The sequence below is a fragment of the Pseudomonadales bacterium genome, assembly GCA_041395945.1.
GTDB lineage: Bacteria > Pseudomonadota > Gammaproteobacteria > Pseudomonadales > Azotimanducaceae > SZUA-309.
In genome coordinates this window covers 814,660-835,686 of the sequence record JAWKZN010000001.1, presented here as the reverse complement: position 1 = coordinate 835,686, position 21,027 = coordinate 814,660, and the positions used below count along the sequence as shown (strand labels likewise).

The 21,027-nt window shown below is 58.5% G+C and carries 13 protein-coding genes; 7 read left to right on the top strand and 6 right to left on the bottom strand.

Translation table 11 applies throughout. From position 1 onward, the window contains the following. Positions 1 to 77: 77 nt before the first annotated feature. On the bottom strand, positions 78 to 1,811 hold the full coding sequence (locus R3E82_03925) for an ankyrin repeat domain-containing protein (GenBank protein MEZ5550015.1): 1,734 nt from the start codon (positions 1,809 to 1,811) through the stop codon (positions 78 to 80). Between the two features lie 122 nt (positions 1,812 to 1,933). Between R3E82_03925 and R3E82_03920 the strand changes: the two genes are divergently transcribed. After that, positions 1,934 to 2,716, top strand: a complete 783-nt coding sequence (locus R3E82_03920) for a hypothetical protein (protein ID MEZ5550014.1) — start codon at positions 1,934 to 1,936, stop codon at positions 2,714 to 2,716. 7 nt (positions 2,717 to 2,723) lie between these two features. Here the strand turns inward: R3E82_03920 and R3E82_03915 are convergent, their stop codons facing one another. From R3E82_03915 to R3E82_03905, 3 genes are all read right to left on the bottom strand, one after another. Continuing rightward, positions 2,724 to 6,068 carry a tetratricopeptide repeat protein gene (locus R3E82_03915; protein ID MEZ5550013.1) on the bottom strand — a complete coding sequence of 1,115 codons (3,345 nt, stop codon included), beginning with the start codon at positions 6,066 to 6,068 and terminating at the stop codon, positions 2,724 to 2,726. Continuing rightward, positions 6,065 to 8,401 carry an ATP-dependent Clp protease ATP-binding subunit gene (locus R3E82_03910; protein MEZ5550012.1) on the bottom strand — a complete coding sequence of 779 codons (2,337 nt, stop codon included), beginning with the start codon at positions 8,399 to 8,401 and terminating at the stop codon, positions 6,065 to 6,067. The genes R3E82_03915 and R3E82_03910 overlap by 4 nt, the downstream gene beginning before the upstream one ends. A 100-nt stretch (positions 8,402 to 8,501) precedes the next feature. Further along, the gene (locus R3E82_03905) at positions 8,502 to 9,200 is read right to left on the bottom strand and encodes a hypothetical protein (GenBank protein MEZ5550011.1); all 699 of its coding nucleotides are present in this window, start codon (positions 9,198 to 9,200) and stop codon (positions 8,502 to 8,504) included. Between the two features lie 160 nt (positions 9,201 to 9,360). On the opposite strand from R3E82_03905, the gene R3E82_03900 reads away from it, so the two are divergent. Beyond that, on the top strand, positions 9,361 to 10,182 hold the full coding sequence (locus tag R3E82_03900) for a hypothetical protein (protein MEZ5550010.1): 822 nt from the start codon (positions 9,361 to 9,363) through the stop codon (positions 10,180 to 10,182). A gap of 202 nt (positions 10,183 to 10,384) precedes the next feature. Here R3E82_03900 and R3E82_03895 read toward each other — a convergent pair whose 3' ends face one another. Then, positions 10,385 to 12,199 (bottom strand): NAD(P)/FAD-dependent oxidoreductase, encoded by a 1,815-nt coding sequence (locus R3E82_03895; GenBank protein ID MEZ5550009.1) that lies wholly within the window; start codon positions 12,197 to 12,199, stop codon positions 10,385 to 10,387. Between the two features lie 75 nt (positions 12,200 to 12,274). Here R3E82_03895 and R3E82_03890 point away from each other — a divergent pair, with 75 nt between their 5' ends. The 3 genes from R3E82_03890 to R3E82_03880 all read left to right on the top strand — a co-directional run bounded on the left by R3E82_03890 (position 12,275) and on the right by R3E82_03880 (position 17,103). After that, positions 12,275 to 12,919, top strand: a complete 645-nt coding sequence (locus R3E82_03890; protein ID MEZ5550008.1) for a helix-turn-helix domain-containing protein — start codon at positions 12,275 to 12,277, stop codon at positions 12,917 to 12,919. Between the two features lie 420 nt (positions 12,920 to 13,339). Then, complete coding sequence (locus R3E82_03885; GenBank protein ID MEZ5550007.1) at positions 13,340 to 16,057, top strand: TonB-dependent receptor; 2,718 nt, start codon at positions 13,340 to 13,342, stop codon at positions 16,055 to 16,057. A gap of 386 nt (positions 16,058 to 16,443) precedes the next feature. After that, positions 16,444 to 17,103 (top strand): hypothetical protein, encoded by a 660-nt coding sequence (locus R3E82_03880; GenBank protein ID MEZ5550006.1) that lies wholly within the window; start codon positions 16,444 to 16,446, stop codon positions 17,101 to 17,103. 1,140 nt (positions 17,104 to 18,243) lie between these two features. Here the strand turns inward: R3E82_03880 and R3E82_03875 are convergent. Beyond that, positions 18,244 to 18,804: a hypothetical protein gene (locus tag R3E82_03875; GenBank protein ID MEZ5550005.1), complete on the bottom strand. Its 561-nt coding sequence runs from the start codon at positions 18,802 to 18,804 to the stop codon at positions 18,244 to 18,246. A gap of 125 nt (positions 18,805 to 18,929) precedes the next feature. Here R3E82_03875 and R3E82_03870 point away from each other — a divergent pair, with 125 nt between their 5' ends. After that, positions 18,930 to 19,772 carry a DUF3365 domain-containing protein gene (locus tag R3E82_03870; GenBank protein MEZ5550004.1) on the top strand — a complete coding sequence of 281 codons (843 nt, stop codon included), beginning with the start codon at positions 18,930 to 18,932 and terminating at the stop codon, positions 19,770 to 19,772. A gap of 3 nt (positions 19,773 to 19,775) precedes the next feature. Then, positions 19,776 to 20,315, top strand: a complete 540-nt coding sequence (locus tag R3E82_03865) for a hypothetical protein (protein ID MEZ5550003.1) — start codon at positions 19,776 to 19,778, stop codon at positions 20,313 to 20,315. The last annotated feature ends 712 nt before the right edge of the window (positions 20,316 to 21,027 follow it).

Here is a 21,027-nt window from a genome sequence, read left to right as displayed (position 1 = left end):
AACTGCCAAACGCCATTGTTCGTTCTCGAGCAGCTGCACCGCGATCTTACCGACTGGCGGGCATTCGGCAGTCTCCTTCAGGAAGACTGGAATCCAAGCGCTTGCGCTTTGTCCAGATAGGCCTGCGCCTCCTCGGCTCGGCCGGATGAGTTCAGCGCCAGTCCCTTCATATAGTAAGCCTTACCACTGTTCGGATCGTTCTGCAGTGCCCGATCGAGCCAGGTGTGCGCTTCATCCGGATGACCGATCGTGATGCAGTAGACTCCCAGACCGATTGCCGCCTCGACATGGCCCGGGTCCTTCGATAGCGCAGTTGTGAATGCGCCTCGCGCGATGTCAAGCAATCCCGAGCGATCATCATCTGTCCTGGCGTTGGCTGAAGACGACAAAACGATCTGGCCGGAATAGACGAAGGCATCGGCATCGTCCTCGTTGAGCTCCACGACCTTGTTGAAGCAAGCCAAAGCTTTGTCGGAGAGACCAATCTGCTGAAGCAGAATGCCGCGAAGTTTCCAGGACGCCACATCCTCTGGATTTTCGGTCAGCTTCTGCTCGAGATCGTCGAGTGCTTTCGCGATGTTCGGCGCCTGCTCACGTAGCAGCGCCATGCGTTCCACGACGAAAGGATCCTCTGCTTCCGGTTCTGTCTGCGGCCTGGGTACAGCGGCTGGCTCGGCTGGTGCGTCGAAGCCTGTGGATCCCATCACAAAGGGTGCCCGTTCCGGCGGCACAGATACGTCATCACCATGGTGGTCTTCAAACAGACGGGCAATTTCGAAATGACCATTGCCATCCGCGATCTCTATGGCCGTATGGCCATTCACATCGAGCAGCGCTGTGTCGGCACCGTGCTCGAGCAGCATCCTGACCATTTCGGCATCACCACAGGCGGCTGCCTGGTGTAGAGGCGGTGCGCCGGGAGCGCCGCCTTTCTGGTTGACGGGCGCACCTGCCTCGAGGAGCAGGCGGACGATCTCGGCATTCTGCTTTACTGCCACCATATGCAGAGCGGTAAGCCCATCGTGGCGGGCGATGCCGGGATTGGCCCCGTTAGCGAGGAGTATCTGCACCCGCCGGGTGTCGGACCGATCGACCGCGAGCATCAGCGCCGTGTTGCCTTCTGCGGTGCTCTGGATGTCTGGATCAGCACCAGCACTTCGGATCACTTGGAACAACTCCGGCTCAGCCTGTTCGAAGGTGAGATAGTGGTATGCCGACCAGCCTTTGTTGTCCGTGGCGTTAGCATTCGCACCGCGATCCAGAAGCAGTCGGATCATGGGCAATTCACCGGCGTGGCACGCTGCGTGCAGCGCGGTCCAACCGTTTTTGTCGCGCTGTTCGATGTCCGCTCCATGGTCGAGAATCACACTGATCGCTTCCATGCGCGCCTCGACAGATCCCTCCGCTGTGACCGTTATTGGATAGTGGAGAAAAGGTCCCGCTGCTCCTGAGCGGCCGGGATTCAGGCCCTTTTTCAAAGCGACTACGACACCGGCAATGTTACCTTTACAGGCATCGGTGATGGCTACATCAAACAGCGCGTGCTGTGCAATCCCATCCTCTCGATCGATCCTGATGAAGTCATCCGACTCCGAAGTGGCCAGGGCTTCGATGACTCGACAGGAGCCTGCAGCTGCCAATCGATCGAGGGTATCGAATAGCGTGGAACACACTTCGGCCAGGGAGCAGCCGGAAAACTGCCACTCCTGAGAAGCATCCCGCAAGGCGTCGAGGAGATCGTCTTCCGATACCTCCAGGTCGTCCAGAATGATCTGAATTTCGCGCGCTTTAACGTCGGCCGAAAGAGGCACCTGCAGGAAACTTCGCGGTTGAAGCGTTTCACCAGCGAGTGTTCGGAGTTCGGGTAGCGGCCCGGATCGCTGAAGCATGAGCGGAGTCATCGGCACGTAGCGGACGAATAGAGGGCCCTCCAGTGCAGGAACCGAATCCGCTGGCCGATTTGCCTGGACCTGCTCCGGTCGATGATCGGGTGATGGCGATTCTTGCCCGCTGTTTAAGCCCAGGAGCTTCTTCAGTCGAAAACCTATGCGACGCTCGGTCATATGTGCTCTCCCTTTGTGATGAGATAACGAGTGCGTTCATGAGGTCTATACACGAACTGATGACTGATTCTGCGCAGCCACCCCATAATTTTCAGCATACGCCTTTTCCCGTTGATATCATCGCGATGGTGGGAGATACAGCGCGGATGGCGACGGGATCGATGTTTGTTTTCACGGAGAGTGCCAGCGTGCCGGCAGAAGTAGGTGGACTGTATCTCCAATATGTGGAGGTGCGCGACGAGCACGATCCGGTGACGATCTGCCGATACGAAGCTGACACTCGGGATGGCCAAATGCTCGGCGCGAACACTTTTCTTTATGATCGCCAGCTCTCTCTTCAGGAAGGTGCTTCGAGTCACGAGGTGATCGAAGAGCGCGATCAGTCCCTGCGCATGCTTAGAGGTGGGGCAATAGAGCCACGGACCCTGGGGAAGCGGTGTCTGAGCCTCCCGTTCGCCGCAGGGCACCGCCTGGACTGGCAGTGGGCGTCCGTGCGCGAAGGCGATGCACTGACTACGCACGTCGCAATCCGTGTGGACCGCGGCTACTTCAATAAAGTTTTGTTCTCCTATCCATTGGCAGCAGATGAGATTGGGCGTAAAGCGTTCACCGTGTTCCTCCTTGAATGGCATCACTGCGTCACAGCAGCGTGATCCGGCGTCAGCATACGACGAACAGGCTCTCGGGTTTACCATCGATAAAGAGGTTCAGCTCCCGCAAAGTGCGGCCTTCCAGCGTGGCGAGTGAAGCTGGCGGAATCCACAGCCGGCCGGACCACGTATCGATCAGACATAGCCTGTCTTGAGTATCACCGGGTGCGTCTGACCAGGAAAAAAATTCAGGAGCGTGTAGGCCTTGCGCCTGGAGTACGGGATTGGGAGGTGAAAGACAACGATCCTGCTTCATCCGGCCATCTGCGGACGCGCTGACCTGAAAAGAGACAGTACCGTGAACAATCTGGATCAGAGGCTGTTCGGTGACATCGGTGGCTCCGAATCCCGGATGAGTCTGGTAGAAGTTGTCGCAGAGTTCCCTGGCATCGACCGAGGACCTGGCATCCGGGCCGAGGAGTTGCCAGGCAAAGTCGACCAGGCCCAGCAGCGTTGCGCAGTTCCCGGCGTCGAGTGCGATCGGTCCCGAGAAACGGCGTGCAGTCAGTTCCGCTCGCCCGAATGTGGCTGCGAGTGAACATCCCTGACGCAGATCGATTCGGGTGCCGGCAAACTCCAGAGGGTGTCTCCGTTCCGCCCAGCTTACAGCCAGTCGCAAGTGATCCAGCAGCAACAGGCTCCGTGTGTCATCCGTATCGGCTTCAAGGGTGTCAAGCTTCGTGCTGCAGTCCAGCCAGCCTCGTCGCCATGTTCGAATGTCCGGGAAACGATGTGCCATCGCCGCCCGCCGTCCGTTGGGATCATCCCAGGCGAGTGTTCCCAAGCTACCGATGCGCGTCACCAGTGCTTCACGCATCACCTGCAGTTCTTCCTGCAATTCCACATCGCCGCCTGCCAGAGAAAAGGCCTGCCAGAGCCATGCCATGGCTGCGTGGTCAGCCTGCTCGCTACAGGCGTCGATCACCCGGTTTGCCAGTATGATAGCTAACTGCCGTTGCGCCCACTCGCGAGTTTCTTCCGACAGGCTGTGATGCACGGTTGCCCACAGAGCCCATTCAGCCTCGTCGGGATCATCTCGCTCGACCAGAGACGGGTAGTTGCGATCGAGGAAATCAGTGAGTACGGTGGTGATGAGTTTCCGGGTATCCCTAGCTTCATTCGGATCGGTCAGTTCAATCGATGCCCGTTCGAGCAGGTTGATAGCATGTCTGGTCTGAGCTGCAGTGGCCTCACGGGCCGACAGCATTCGAGTAGCGTGACCAAGGGCTGCACGGGCACCCAACTGTAGCGCATCGGCACTGAACAGGGTCCCGCCAGGGATCGTTCGGGCCTGCCTGTCGGCCTCCAGGAACTGTCCTGAGCCCAGAAGAGATCGCGCCTTGAGCATGGCATAGCTGTTGGGTGCGAATCCGATACAGGCCTCGAGCATTCCGTCGCGCTGGGCGAGATCATGGGCCTGTCGGAAGCTTTCCAGGGCCTGCTCACCCAACTGCAGATCTTCCTGACAGGCGGCCTTGTTGATCCACAGCAGCCACTCATTCGGTGCGATCGCAAGGGCCCGATTGTGCAATGGTATCGCTTCCTGTGGTTTGCCCATGTGACGAAGCACCCGCGCTTTGTTCGTCAGCGCCTCGAAACGGTCCGGCTGGTTACGCAGCACCCGGTCGAACATGCGCAGTGCGTTGTCATGGTCACCCAAATCAGTAAGGAAAGCTCCCTCGTCGATCCAGAGATCGCTGTTTTCACCGAACCGGAAGCGGGCTTCGCGGACGATTTTCAGCCCCTCCTGATATGCGCCCTGGTCGTAGCATGTTTGTGCGTAGTCCAGCGTTTCGCTCAGCGACCGTTCCGGAGGATGAGAAGTGAGCGCTGCCAGACACATCGATCGGAGTTGCGCCGCCTGTGGATTGTCAGGCTCCACGTCCACGGCCCGTTCCAGGATTGCAAGTGCATCGGCTTCCAGACCCTGTCCATGCAGAGCGTTGGCTAACCCAAGCAATGCCGAGACGTTATATGGATCGCCTATCAGCGCCAGCTGAAAACTCTCCACGGCTTCCTGGTGGCGCGAGAGGTTCAGCAGACACAACCCATGATTCGTCCAGGCACTGACCGCGTTAGGGTCGAGGTGTGTGGAGTGCTCGAAGGCTTCGAGCGCTGCGTCGAAGTTACCCTGTGCCAGCAGAGCGCGGCCTAGATTGTTCCAGTGCGCCATGCCATCAGGATCGAGTTCGCAGGCGAGCTCGAGGAGCTCAACCGCCCGACTCAGATCCCCGCTATCCGTGAGCAACGTGCCCTCGATGTCGAGCAGCGCGGTGTCCATCGGCATCTCACGACGGAGATGCCGAACCTCCACCAGTGCTTCCTTGTGGCGGCCGAGTTTGTAGAGCGCGTTGATCCGGCCCAATGCATCGCGGTCCAGGACCTGCTTGGGATGTTCTGTGTAGTTCAAGCCATGCTCATTAAAGGAGATACCCGCCCGGGTGCAGGCTACGCGCAGGGCGTGCGCAAGGGCCGCAAAGTGCTCGAACCGCTCGATCGGATCAATCCGCAGACATCTCGCTACGATTCCGTGCCATGGTGAGCGTTCGGTTGCGGGTGCCTGCCGCCGCCTGATCTCGAGATTTGCCTCCTCGTAGCTCCACACATCCCCTCGCCAATCGCCCGTCAGGGGCGCCCAGGCCTGGCCGGTAATCATCTGGGCGAGAATGAGTCCAAAACCGAAAATGTCACTGCGCACATCCGGATCGCCGCCCAGCACTATCTCGGGTGCAATGTATCCGGGGGTGCCGACCAATGTACCCGCCACGGTGAGGCCGGGCATGCTGCCACCTGATGGTGCGGTGCTGGTCTGCAGACCGCGGTACGCACGCGCCAGGCCAAAGTCCGTGACTTTCGCCACACCCTGCGGGTCGATCATGACGTTGTCAGGTTTCAGGTCGCGGTGGGCTTCAATGCCGCAGGCGCGCATATGGGACAGCGCCTCACAGACCCCTAACGCCCAGCGCGCCACGGCCTCACGCGGCAGAGGGTCGCCGTTGAGATAGTGCGCCAGCGTGTTGCGACCCTTGGCGTCGGGCTGCACGTACTCCATGAAGATGAAAGGCTGAGTGCCGAAAACTTCAACATTTTCCACATGTACGATATTGGGATGGCGGCCCATGCTCAGCCAGACGTTTGCTTCACGCAGAAGCAGCTGACGGATCTGCCCGTTCGCTACGAGTTCCGGTTGAAAGGTCTTGATCGCCACATCGCGCTGCTCGAGCGTGTCGTCCGCGATGTAGACGATACCCATACCCGAGTTACCGTGACCTCCGACAACCGAGCGGATACGCCAACGCCCCTGGATGGTCTGGCCGGGGCGGTAGGCGGCACCGTGCACGCTGGGGATGGTCACAATTCCTTGTCCGGTTTGAACAGAATCCTTTTCTCGCTGAGGACTGCCTTGACGGGACCCTTCGCCCCAGCCGCAGACAGCAGCAACTCGCCGAGCGGCGCATCGAACTGGCGTTCGATTGTCCGCTCCAGCTCTCGCACACCATACTCCGGGCTGTAGCCAGCTTCGGCCAGGTGCTCGACTACCTGTGCCTCGATCTCGAGCTTGACCCCGTATCGATCAGCGACACGTTTCCTGATTCGATCCAGATGGCGCCTGGTCAGCGTCCGCGTGTGGTCCATGGTCAACGGACGGAACACGGCAGTAGCGTTGATCCGGTTCAGGAATTCTGGACGGAAATGGTCCTTCAACGCGGCGAGAACGTTTTCTCGATCATCGCTGCGTTGGGACGATGCGGCAAAGCCCACCCGCTGCGGAAGTTGACCCGTGGGCACGTTTGCCGTGAGCACGAACACGGCATGACGGGCATCGATCGTTCGTCCTTTGGCGTCGGTGATACGCCCGGCATCAAACACCTGGAGAAGCAGATCGAGAACACGCGGATGGGCTTTGTCCGCCTCATCCAGAAGCACGACGGAATAAGGCGAGGCTCTCAGCGCGCCGGTGAGCTGGCCAGGCTCGTCATGGCCGATGTAGCCGGGCGGAGCGCCGATGAGCTTGGCGGCATCGTAATGTTCCATGTATTCCGATAGATCCAGACGAATCAGGCTACCCGGCGTCTCGAACAGGCAATCGGCGAGCGCACGAGCCATCTCGGTTTTTCCGGTGCCTGTTGAGCCAACGAACAGGAAAACGCCCCGTGGACGATCAGGACTGTGGAGCCCCGCGTCGGCCACTCGCAATCGTTCGGCCACCAGCCGGGTCGCTTCAGTCTGGCCGAGAATGCGCTCATTGAGCGCTGACTCGAGATCCTGCGGCGGCTCGGAGTCAAGGCGCTGTCCCAGCGCTTCGGGCGGCAGGCCAAGCTTGTCGGCGAGGGCTCGGATGACGCTGTCGCGTGAAAGCTGAGGCGTTGCAATCGCATCGGAATTCCGGCCCGGCTCCAAGACGCTCAGCGCGGGTATGCGTTCCAGGGCTGCTGCCTTGTCAATCAGATCGATCGCCTTGTCCGGCAAATGGTGCTCGCTATCGTAAGTACATGACAGGCCCACTGCGGCTTCCAGAGTATCGTCGGGAATCCCCATTCGGTGATGTGCCGACAGCGTGGGAACAAGGCCGCGCAATATCTCCAACGCTTCAGTGGACGTAGGCTCCACTACCATGATCGGATCGAAACGCCGCTCGAGGGCTGGATCCGGCGCGATGTGTGCCTCGTACTCAGCAATCGTGGTCGCACCGATGCAGCGAATCTCGCCGCGTGCCAGCGCGGGTTTGAAAATGTCCTTCGGATCGATGGAACCGGCCTGGCCGCCTGCCTGTACGAGTGTGTGCAATTCGTCGATGAATAACAGCACCTCAGGATTTGAGCGACACTCCTTGATGATGGCATCCAATCGCGCTTCGCGCTCACCGAGGTGCTTGGCCCCGGCGAACAGCGTCGCCAGGCTTAACTCTACAACCCGGCGCGGGCCGAGCACGTCCTGGTGCTTGCCGCTGGCAAGACGGATAGCGAGCAGCTCCACCACCGCAGTCTTGCCAACTCCCGGCTCACCGATGAGCACGGGGCTGTTTTTCGAACGCCGGGCAAGCGTTCGGATCACGCTGAGCACTTCCTTTCTTCGGCCGATGACCGGACCGAGCCGACCTGATCTGGCCAGCTCAGTCAGATCGCGGCCGAATTGGTCGAGATTGGGTGTTTTGCCAGTGGGGTCGGGATACACCGAGCCCTCGCCCTTCTCCTGGTTTGCAATCTCCTGCAGGAGAATCGCCGAATCAACTCCGAGCTCAGTCAACGTCCGGCTTACCACCAGCTGAGGATCGGCAAGCATCGCGTGTACCATGTCGCGAAGCGATACGGCCACACGCCGATGGGTATCTGCCTGCCGCTGCGCGTGCTGAAACACCGCTCGCAGTGCCTCCGAGCGGTGAATCGTATCCCCCGCAGTGTGCAGGTGCTTGCCGATGCCGGCTCGAGCGCGCAGCGTTCGCCTCAGTTGTGTGAGGTCTACACCTGCCCGGGCGATGGGTTCGAGTGCTAGCGTAACTTCTGCGGTGAGATCAGCCAGCTTCAGACCCGGAAAAGCATCGGCGAGTGCCTTCGGATCCGAAAGCAGATCTCGAACCTTGGTGGCAGCACAGAAAAACTGGATCGGACCAATGTCCGACTTGCGCGTGGCAACTGCTTCACTGGCGCCCAACTGCCAGACCAGGCGTACGCCATCCGTCAATTCCATCAGAATATCAGCCTCATGAGTAGATCAACTCCATGCGATGCAGGTTCTCTGGATGCTATACACCAAACAGGGCTTGATTCTGCGCTCGCGGCTTCGAAGGTCACGCCAGTCTCAGGTACCCGAGAAGATCTGCGAGTTCGAGCTTCAGATCCTCGGGTGATGCGGCATATTCAGCAACGTGCGACTCCAGCAGGCGCCTGTATGCCCGGCGTGCAGTGAGTACCTGATTGGCGACCTGTTTTTCGGACAGCTCCTCGCCGTCGGCCAGATCGCGATAGGAAGGTGCTTCCACGCCATCCAGGACAGGCTCGACAATTCGTCGCCGGAACATGAGAAAGTGTTGCGCCTTCCCTGATTTCTTGAACTCCAGCTCGAGCGCGTCGAGCACCTGCCGTGTCATATCACTCTGGAAAGCACGGACAAATTCGATTTCCGGGTCGTCCTGACCTGGCAGTTCGTCCTCCTGATATGAGCCGAAGCCTCCCTCGGGCTGTCGCTTCTTTGCATTGCGGTCCCGGAACCAGTTCTTCGCGAAGTTATTCAGGGAGGTGAGGAAGAAGTCACGGAATCGGCCTCGAACCTGAGTGGCCTTGCCAAAAAGATTGCGCTGCAACCAGTTCTCGAAGAAATCCTGTACCAGATCCTCAGCGTCGTCTGCGTCGATGCCACGTGCACGAAGATGCACATAAGCCGGACGCCAGTAGCGTACTGCAAGACGCTCGAGCGCCATTCTCTGTGCCGGTGACGGCTCGTCGTCGGCGCGCGCTATCAGGCTCCAGTGTGTGGAGGGAAATGCCATATCGTTTCTCTCGCCCAGGGAACGGCTGTTGAGAAGCTCAGCCCTATTGTGAAGCCTGCTCGCGAACGTCGCCAGCTGCACCAATATCGAAGTGCTTGATGGCGAGGTTCCGAATCCTGCATGCTTGGATCGAAAGGGTTCATCGCGACTGGAGGGAAACATGCAGAATCGCCGTATGGACATCAGGCAGCGCATCGACTCCCAGCTTTCCGAGATCCGGGTTGCTGGTGTTGCCTGGAGCGAGATCGACATCATCGGCTGGGAGTACAATGCGGGCGTGCAGGATCGTACCCTGATCCTGGACTCCAACGACAAATCACCTGCTTCCAACGATTCCCCTAAGGATCCAGAACGGAAGCAGGCGATCGCGTTCATCTACATCGCTGGCAGTTTTGCCGGGGCGCGGATCCAGAACACCATGGATGCCGAAACCGTCACCGTTCGCGTGCATGAGCCAGTGCATTTAGCCTGCGAAGACGACCTGCTGATCATCGCCTCGCAGTCGGTCGGACTACAGCGGCACATTTCCATCAAGCGAGCCGACGGGGAATCGCAGAGCCTGACCTCTGCCTATCAGGCCACGGATCCGGAAGCGGAAGCACTCGGCGGCGGGCCGATGTTTACCCGTTACGTCCCTGGCGCACCAGAAGGTGCCTCGCTGCAGATAGGTGGCGACTGGCCGGAGATCCAGACCCTGGATGGTGAGCGTTTGCAGGCGCACAGCTATCTGCAGATCCCGGTTGATGACCGTGTACCTGTGCTTGAGGTACAGGTGCTTGTCGACGAGGTCAACGCGTCGAAAGATGTGTTTGCGACAGCGCTGATCGGATTGAGTGGATGTTCTGAATGGCAGGACAAGAGCGTTGAAGAAATCGAGCAGCGAATGCGCGATGCCTTGGCTTACCTGAAAAACCAATCCTGTTGCCGAATCGTCGAAGCGGTGATCACCAGCAAGGATAATCAACTCATTCGCATCGACTAACCTGCCGATCTGGTATGCCAGTGGGTTTACGCGCAGGCTTCAGCTTTCTTTCGGCACATAATCAATCGAGCGTCGGACCCCATTCGACTAGATTCTGCATTCATGGAGTGTTCGTCCCGAGCTGCAAGCATCAGGATTTCGTTGTGTTCTAAGGTAAACACAGCGAGGAGAGACCAGATAAACCTCTCGCTGGATTGCTTCGTCAGACGCCTCGAAATTCGAGCCCCTCGAACGCACCCGAGTTGCGCCACTTGTCGATGTACTCGAAATAGGCGACGGGTCCGGCCGGGTAGCCGCCGGCATTACGGCGATCGGCCGGTGTGGGAGGCTGGCCTTCGTTGTTGTAATAGCCCGGGGTGCAGTCGGGGCTGCTGAGCAGCATCTCCGGCCCGCTGTCGATCAGCTTCATCCACGCCTCCTCCGCCTGCCCGGTCACTTCCACCGCGGCTGCATCGTCTGCGAGCGCCCTGGCAACCACCGCGGCAATACTCTTACCGGCGTCGTTGAGGTTGTGGGTGATGTTGGAGACGAGTCTGGCGCCCTGGCTCAGTCCTTCGATGAACAGCGACGGGAAGCCGTGGACGTGTACCCCGTGCATGCTGCGCATGCCCTCGGCCCAGTGCTCGGACAGGGTCAGGCCGTTGCGCCCGATGGTCTCGTAGTCGGCAGTATGCGACAGGTGCACTTCGAAGCCCGAGGCGAAGATGATGCAGTCCAGTTCGTAGTGGGTCCCGTTGGCCCAGACACCGGTCTCGTCGATGCGCTCAACACCTTTACCATCGGTATCGATAAGGTGGTTGGTTGCCACGTTGTAGGACTGCAGGTATTCATCGTGGAAGCACGGTCGTTTGCACAGTTGCCGGTACCAGGGCTTGAGTGCCTCAGCGGTCGCCGGATCCTTGACGATCTCGTCGACCCGGGCTCGAATCTCGTTCATCTTCTCGTCGTCGCTGTCGCCGTAAGCCTCGGCCATCATCTTGTGATCAAAGGTACCTCCGGACTTGCTGATCTCGGCCATGGCTCGATCGCGGATGCGCTGGGCGATGTCGGTCCAGCCGTCCTTGACGAGATCCTCATCAGCGAACCCACCCATCTGCAGGGTGGCGAAGTTCATCAGCCACTTCTGCTGCCAGTTCGGCCCGAGGCGAGCGAATTCGTCGGGATCGATCGGATGGTTATTGCGCACGTCTATCGATGAGGGCGTGCGCTGAAACACGAAGAGTTCGCCAGCGTCACGAGCCAGCGCCGGGATGCACTGCACCGCAGTAGCGCCGGTCCCGATGATGCCGACCCGTTTGTCTGCAAGTTTCTCCATCGGTGCACCACCCCAGTCGCCGCCGGTGTAGTCGTAGTCCCAGCGGGCGGTGTGGAACGTGTGGCCCTGGAAGCTTTCGATCCCCGGGATACCCGGCAGCTTCAGGCGGGTCATCGGCCCGGTACCCATGGCAACGAATCGGGCCCGGAAGCAGTCGCCGCGGTTGGTCTCGATGACCCAGCGTGAAGACGCCTCGTCCCATTCGAGCCGGGTGACCTGGGTCGAGAACAGCGCGTTATCTGTCAGGTTGAATTTCCTGGCGATACGTTGTGCGTGTTCGAAGATCTCCTTGCCGTACACATATTTCATGCTGGGCATGTAGCCGGTTTCCTCGAGCAGCGGCAGGTAGACCATCGCTGCTGTATCGCACATCGCTCCCGGGTAGCGGTTCCAGTACCAGACGCCGCCGACGTCGCCGGCACTGTCGATAATGCGGACGTCGGTGATACCGGCCATGTGCAGCTGGGCACCCGTGCACAGACCTGAGAATCCGCCCCCGATCAGGGCCACTGTAACCTCATCGGTTACGGGTTTGCGGTCGACGTTTCCGACCCAGGGGTCATCGGCCAGACCGGCGTAGCGACCGCTCGGTTCGAGATACTGCTGCGCGCCGTCGACACGGAACCGCTTGTCCCGTTCGATCTGGTACTTCCGGCGGAGGGCATCGCGATCAATGGGCTTGGCTGTCTCGGTCGGACTCATGGCTGTCTCCGGAAAAATGTTAGTCACTAATATATCAGTGGTGATTCACAAATCACAGTCGTGTACAGTCCAATAGTGAATCTGACTGAAGCACAGGCGGGCCTCTCATTAAGAGAGCGAAAAAAGCTGAAGACCCGGGCCGCTCTGATCGAAGTGTCACAGCGACTCTTCGCAGAACGCGGCTACACCGGGACCACCCTGGATGACATTTCCGCAGAAGTGGACATCACCACCCAGACACTGCTGCGCTACTTCGACTCCAAGGCTCAGCTGGCCCTGGCCCCCCTGGCCGAACCCCTCGAAGAGATGGAGCGCTTCCTTCTTGCCGAGGACCGCTCGGTAGACACCCTTTCGGCGTGGCGTTTCTACCTGCAGCTGGAAGCCGGAGAAGTCACCAATCCGTCCCAGGCGACGACGGCCGCGTACGTGGCAAACCTCCGCGCCTACGACCAGTGGGTCGACAAGGACCCCATACTCGTCGCCAGCCTGACTGGCATCGAACGACGCCTCCAGGAAGTGCTGGCGATATCCCTTGCTCGGGATGCTGGCGTCGAGCCGGACGATCTCCATTCGACCCTGGTCGCGGCGCTGCTGGTCGCCGGCCGCCGTGCCGTCTGGGACCGCTGGCTGGCACGCAAGCGTGACTCCGATTCCCTTGCCGACGATCAGCTGGCCGTGGTGGATTTCGCGGTCGGGGTCAGGCCGCTCCGCACTCGGTGACTGCGCCCCGGCAGAATCCGGGAACCTCCGAGGCATATGAGCCTCTCAGCGCGGCACTACGCTACCTTTTGAAGTGGGTCTTGAGTCAGGATTAGTCAACGACCAGGAGCATGCCATCCGCCGCAATCGCCAGAGAAGGCAACTGCGTCCGTTCGAGCGTTTCTACACCAAGGCGGCTTCAAACCATCCTCTTCTCTGGAAAGAGCACGAACAAACCCGCCCTCGTTTTGATTTCGATCAACAATCCGTAAGTGGATTTAGTCACATTCCCTGAGGCGCCGCAGATGCTGTCGGGGAAGCGTTTCGGGCTTGCAGGATTTTTCTTCGGAGAACTGCAAAAAAAAACAATGAGGAACTCAACTTATTGTCAACAGTTGATTCACTCGTAGGGGAATTCCATATCGGAACAAGGGGATAGTCATGATCGTGAACACCACAAGCTCGGCTGGTGCCGGGCTCGTCTGTCTGCTCGGTATCGCATACCTCCTGGTCGCTCCTTCCTCCATACAGGCTGCCGAGAGCAGCGCCGGCATAGAGGAAATCGTTGTCACTGCGGAGCGTCGGAGTTCGACCCTGCAGGACACGGCCATCGCTATCAGCGCCTTTGGAGGTGAAGATCTCGAAATGCGACAGATTGATACCACCTCGGACCTTCAGTTCAGCGTGCCGAACATGCTGTTCACCAAGACGAATTTCAGCAGCAGTAATATCGCGATTCGCGCTGTCGACGACGGCACAGGTGTCAATGTCAACGGCCATTACCTCGTCGCCACGGCCATCTTCGAAGCTGAGTTCTTCGATGTCGAGCGGATCGAAGTGATGAGGGGACCACAAGGCACACTCTATGGCCGGAATACGACGGGCGGCATCTTCAATCTGATCACGAACAAACCGGACAGCGAATTCGGCGGCGATTTCTCAGTGGAACTTGGAAATTACGACTCCCTGAAATTCACCGGAGCGATTAATGTGCCGCTGGGTGACAAGGTCGCGACACGACTGGCATTTTACAGTCTCAACAGAGATGGATATACCGACAATCTCTACACGGGCAACGACATCGACGACCGCGATCTTTACCAGCTGCGCTTGACCACGGATTTTCAATTCACCGACAACACCAATGCATCTCTGATGGTCTCCTATTTCAAGGAGGATGATCGGAGAGCCCGGGTCTCCAAGCAACTCTGCAGCAAAGACACGCGAGGGGCTTACGGGCTGGGCTGCCTTGCGGACTCCAAAGGCTACGAAACCGCCAACGATCAGGCAACAATCCAGACAGCATTGATCGACATAGTCAATGCAAACGCAGCCTATGCCGCCGTGGCCGGCGGCCCCGCGCTACCTTCTTATGGTCCTGCACCGGGTTCCATGCCGGGTAACGAATCAGCCGGGCGGCTTTCCTATGTGTATGGCGGCCTGCGATCCAGCTATCGAAACGCTGTCACCGGAATCCTGACCCAGGCACTGGGAGACCCCGTGGCTGCCGCCGCCGCAAGCCAGGCAGCTTTCAATGCTTACGATGCGCTCGGGTTCAATGCGGGTATTCCCGCACTCGACAGGTTCGAGAATTCCGTTAATCCCCCGGATATGCGTAAAGTCATGGCGGACTTTGATCCCGAATTCAATATCGAAGAGACCGTGGTCTCACTGGACATCAGTCATCAGTTCTCGAACTACACGCTGAATTCACTTACAGGCTATGCCGACTACGAGTACTGGGGTCTGACCGATTATGACTGGTCAGTTCCTTCTGTAAATTACACCAATCCGATCACCTATATGGTCGATGGTAAAAGCAGAGTTGCCACCTTCTCCGAAGGAGTAGACCGCTCCGGAGGGAAGCGCGATCAATGGAGTCAGCAGTTCACCCTGGTATCGGAGCTGGATGGAAGATTCAACTTCACCGCTGGAGTCTACTATCTCGACTACGATTCCGATGGACACTACAACGTCTATGCATCGGATCTGACAGCCTACGCGCTGCAGGGCGGGCACCAGTCCATTCTGCACGCAATCCTGAACAGCATCACCGGCGGAAGCAGTGCCGCAGCGCCCCTGCCGCCGGAGCGTTCAATGTATGACAGCCATACCAAGTTTTCTCTCGAGACCTGGGCTGCCTTCTCCGAGTTCTATTACGACATTAACGACAGGACAAAAGTGACTTTAGGTCTGCGCTACACCGACGAAGATCAGCACAACGTATCCCAACTCTACTATGTGGATCTGTCCTCGGGCGCGATCCGGGATCAGCGTAAGGACTGGCAGGAAGTAACGGGAAAGATCGGCATCGACTATGAAGCCGATCTCAGTTTCACCGATCGTACTCTTCTCTATGCCACTTTCGCTCGTGGATTTAAAAGCGGCGGATTCAATTCACCTTCGACCGTACCCGGGCTCTACTCTGAATATTTTGAGCCGGAGAATGTGGATACTTTCGAAATAGGCATGAAGAATCGCCTTATGGATAACCGTCTACAGGCCAATATCACGGCTTTTTACAATTCCTACAACGACATGCAGGTAACGCAGATTGTGAATCAGTCCGCGATTCAGGTGAACACGGATTCCAAGATGATGGGGCTGGAAGCCGAACTGATGTTCGCACCAACTGCGAACTGGCTATTCAGTTTGAACATCGCACTGCTGGACACCAAGATCGAGGATTTTACGACGGTCGACCCGGCAAATCCGACTCAGGGTGCTCCCGTGTTGAACATCTTCGGCAATATCTACGATCAGTCGACATTCAGTCGCGGCGACACCACCGTGTCTCTGGATGGGAACGATCTGGCCAATGCGCCCAGCTACAGCGTGAACTTCTTCGTAGATTACACACAACCACTAAGCAATGGCATGAATCTGGTCCTGCATGCAGACTACTATTATCAGGACAAGTACTATGCCCGAGACTTTAACACCAAGGCTGACACGGTCCCATCCTGGGATGTGTCGAATGCATCCGTTACCCTGAACAGCGCATCAGACAGATGGTCAGCACGGATGTGGGTCAAGAATATCCAGAACGATGACAACATCACCGGACACTACATAACGGATGGCGTGAGTGGCTTCTTTACCAATGAATTCGTGATGGAGCCGAGGACCTATGGCCTGACGCTGAACACGAGGTTCTAGTCCGGACAGCTCATCCAATAAATAGGAGACACTTAGCACGTGCGGGAATTCTGACCTATGCCTACGGGGGGTTGTGTGTGGAGTCCGTAGACTGAAATCCACATGGACCTGTGAGCTGCTCTGTTGCCGCGAAGGGGGCCTCCTAGATACCGAATGGGATTGAACAAACTCCTTGGCAGTGCGGGCAGCATCTCAAGTAGACACTTGCTGGCACCCTCCCCCAGGCGCCATCATGTTGCCTGACTCAGGTGGTCACCCATCCCGGGCCAAAGCAGATATCGCGCGGAGGTGCTCGGGTTTGGTAAACCTGAAGGTCCGGCCCATGACACGTTAGTGCGTTACATTGATGCGCCTCGTGAGACTGAACCAGTCGGGAGAGATTCAACATGGCCAGATTAACCGATGACCCGCCACTGCAGATGCCTCGCCCGACCTTGCGTTCTCCGGTGCCGCGGTCGAGTCAGCCGCTCCTGGAGGGCGTCCTGCTGGAACACTTTACCTGGCTCCTGGAGGGTGTTCTCGATGTGCAGGCACACTCCCCGGCGTCTTCAGAACACGCCAGCGTGCTGGACTCGGCGCTAACCAGCCTCCGCGCCTGGATGGCGAGGGAAGGCATCAAACAACCTTCCAGAGAATATCAGGCACTTCGTGCCTGGCTCGATACCTACGGAGATCGCCTGGTAGTGCTTGTGCTGACGCCCACCGGGGTCGAATTGTGTCAGCGACTACTCTATCTGGTATACGTCCCGGCACCCGATATTAGTGGTGATATGTGGGCATTCGAGGAAAGCCCGGCCTCGCGCGGAGTGAAGGACCCACACTATCTCACTACGCCGGGAATGACGCTGGGTGAGTCACTGGCGGAACGCGAGCGAGAAAAGGCTGCGGCCCGGCTTCGGGCAATGCGTGACTATGAGGCACTTTCTCGCGACCTTCTGATCGCACTGCTTGTCGCATTGCTTTGTGCGCGACATCCCAGTGTGAAGACGGTCGTTACACCTGGCGCGGCAGTGATCAGCCGTGTGGCCAGATTCACAGGAATCTAGGGTTGAATCAAAGGGACGGATTCGTCCGGGTCAGTTGTCGGATGATCAACACCACAATGCCACTTTGCATAGCGGTCCTGATCTGCTCAGCTTCTACCCGCAGAGCGCTTTCGCAGGATCTCACACCATCAGCTTGTTATGACCATCCGCTTTGACGCCTCAAATCAGCGCTAGCCACGTGGTCATACTGCTGGTGTCGCAGGCATGATCAGCTCTGTTCAAGCCCTTGTAGATCACCTTGCTCACCCTATTGGGTGAGAAGCTCATTAGGCGCATTTACACCCGGTTCCCAGCGATCAACTGAATTCCGCCTCCAGCCTTTCGATTAGTGTTGCGCACCCGTTCCGCTACCGGCTTCGAAAGAGTCCTCGCCAATTTAACGGATAAACCGAACTCTTTTTCCCACGCTGCACGCGCATCGGAGTCACCGCTGCAGTTCCAGTTCCTGCGCGAACCTACCCGTATCAGTGAAAGTAACAAAGCTACTCTGAAATGGAGGCAATCCAATTCATGACAAAATTCCGCCTATCTCGAACGACGTCAAAGAAGCGCATGTGCGCGTGATGAAGATCAACTTATCGAGTTCTATGAAAGCAGCTCGAGTGGGTCTCTACCTAATCGAGGGTTCAACTGGCAATTAACCCATTGTTTCTATCGCTGGGCCGTAACCAGCACCCTGGCGATTTGATCAAATACCGGTCCCGTGGACGTTCCACGATGCCACCTTGCGAACGTCGCCGGTTGCTTGCAGAACGTTGAGAGCACACGTGTGCCTAAACACATGTGGTGACACACGTTTACCGCGTACTGTCGGACAGCGTTCGCGGTACGTTGCCGCGCTCACGCTGCAGGTCTGCGAGGTACCATGGGTGCATCAAAGTGCCCGATCTGTAGTGCCGATGAGGTGACGCCATCTGGGCGACTGGCAAAATCGAGCAGAAACTGGAAAGCACAGGTGTCACAGCTATGCGGACTTGCGGCTCGTTCTGATGCCAGCGAGACAATGGCTCTGGGCGATATCGGTATGTATGGTAAAGAGGAGCGTCTACGTCTTCTATCCTCATATACTCCTGTCAATATTTCTGCGTCGAAGGGGTTAAGGGTGATAATCGGTGCCGAATTCCGGCACCGGTAAAAGATTCAACGATGCCAGTACCCAAGCGCCTGCGCCAGAATCTGGCCCTGATCCTCGGTGTCTGCATCGGCAGTGCGACTCTGGCCGTGCTCTTGCTGCCAGACCGAGAGATGCTGCATGCTCGGGGTCCGATGAATACAGGTCACAAGGATCTGCGCTGCGAGCACTGCCACCAGCCCGCACGCGGCAGCCTGCGCCAGCAGATACAAGCCAATGCGCGCCATCTGCTCGGCCTGCGCGCCAGCCAGGCCGATTTCGGGCTGCAACCGGCAGGTAACCCCCAGTGCCTGGCCTGTCATGATCGTCCAACGGATCGACACCCGGTGTTTCGCTTTTACGAGCCCCGTTTCCAGGACGCCCGCAGCGCCATACACCCCGAGTCCTGCATCTCGTGCCACCTCGAGCATCGGGGTGTACGCGCCACAGTTCCGGGCCTCGACTATTGCCGGCACTGTCACGAAGACACCCGGCTGAAGCAGGATCCCGTCGATATTCCGCACGAGACTTTGATCGCAGATGAACAATGGACCAGCTGCCTGGGCTGCCACGATTTCCACGGCAACCATTTGATGGAGACTGCGCGAAGGCTCAATGACGCGATCGCTCCAGAACGCATCCAGGCCTACCTCGACGGCGGTACATCACCCTACGGAACGGACAAGCGCCACGAACCGCGCAAGGAACCGCGACCGTGAACAGTCGGTTGTTCCTGCTCACATCCCTGGTGCTGACCGCGCTGATCGTATTTCTGTTTGTCAGCGCGCCACCACCACTTTCGGAGCAGCCCACACCCGATGCAACCATTGCCGTCGAGTCCGTCCTCGCACTGGCGGAGTCGGAAAACGATGCCGTACGCGCGTTGTGGACCGCGGAGATCGTCGGCGCGGGCCAGCGGACCGGACTCCGGTTCAGTGAGGACTGGCGCGAACCGGACGAAGACGCTGGTCCGCTCCCAGCGCTGTTTCTGCGCGAAACCGCACGGAACCTGGAACGAGACCCGGTGCGGCTCAGCCTGTTTCTCGGCTCAGATGCGCCGATAAATCCGGAAAACGGCTTCAAGGGACTCCAGCAAGAGGCCTTTCTGCGGATGCGTGCGACCGGCACACCGCAATTTTTCCAAATGCCGGATACCGGTCTGCACACAGCCATGTTTCCGGATGAAGCCGTTACGGAGGCCTGTGTGGATTGCCACAACGATCATGAGGACAGCCCCCGGAAAGACTGGCAACTACACGATGTCATGGGCGCAACGACCTGGGCCTATCCGGATGCCCTGCTGACTGGCAATGAAATGATCACGCTGCTGGTGGCGCTGCGGTCGGCGTTTCGCCGCACGTACCAGGCATACATCGACAAGGCAGCAACATTTCCAGACCCGCCGGAGATCGGCCCGGTCTGGCCGCGGGACGGCAACTACCTGCCAACAGCCGACGTCTTCATGGAAGAACTGTATCAACGAACGGCACGGACCAGCCTCGATGCATTGCTCGAGGCAGGCACACAACCCACGACGGTCGATGACACTGACGGATAGGCCATGCAAAAATCTGCAGTCCTGTTTCCTCTATTACGCCGCGCCGGGCAGGCGGGCGGCACCGCGCCCCGGCCGGCCACCCGCTGGTCGATCATCGGCATCGCACTGGTCATAGGCTATGCTGCACAGGCCTTCGGAGAGTGGCACTGGCACTGGCTCGCTGGCCTGCAGGATATCGAGTTATACAAGCAGGTGACGGGGGCCGGGCTGGTGCTGTTGTTCGCAGTGCAGTGGCGCCTGACAGCAGCTCGCACCCGCGGCGCGACGCGACGCGCCAACCAGCTGCTGGTGCCGCATCGATACTGGGGAGCGGTCGTTCCGCTGTGCCTCTACCTGCACGCGGATAATTTCGGGTACGCCTACATCCGGGTCATGAGCCTTGGCGTTCTCGGCCTCGTGCTGGTCGGCTGCCTGCACCCGTCCGTTATTCGATTCAACCGCAACTGGCTGACGACCGCCTGGCTGGTCACGCACGTTGCGCTTGCCGCCACCCTGATGGTCGTGATCGGCTATCACGCCTTCAATGCGTTCTTTTACGAATGACCATGCTCTTGCACGACCGAATCGAACCGGAGACTATCTGATGAACATGTGCCTGATAGAGATTACGCGGGGCCATGAGAGAGCGCCTTCGACGAACGGCACCATGGGTCTGCGGTATTTCTCGGCAACGCCGACCATTCGATCGGACATGCGTGGTTGTGCCTTTCGCCTGCGATGACCTGGGTTTCCATCACGTAGACATGGCGGCGATGGCCATTGCCTTCATGCCGGACCGCAATGCCGGTGCATCAGCGGTGTTGTTGCACAACACGACTCCGCGGGTAAGCTCACGAGGCTTTGCCAGGTGAGACCCCGGGTTCGTCCAGTCAGAGGAGACCACACGGCTCCCTTGAGCGATTATCAGCATCGCCCCACTGCCAGATCGCCAGGTTTCAGGCGGACATTCTTCCTGTGCCCGAGTGTTGTCGATAAAGTTGAAACCTGAAGTGCTCAGTGGGAAGCTTGATATCTGTTCGTAAAGCAGATCACCGTGGCATACCTGCTCACGCTAAAGAGCGAGGCGTAGAAAAGCTCTATTGCGACGGACATCCATCAGCGTCAAAGTAATGAAACGTCTGGTTGTTCCATGGTGCAGAAACGCTGTGGCGCGGCCGGGAACGGATTAACCCTAATACGGATTCGATCAGGCGATCGGGGTCCACTTACATTGACACCTCAGGCAAACTGGCGCTAACTGCTCAAGGCCACCAGT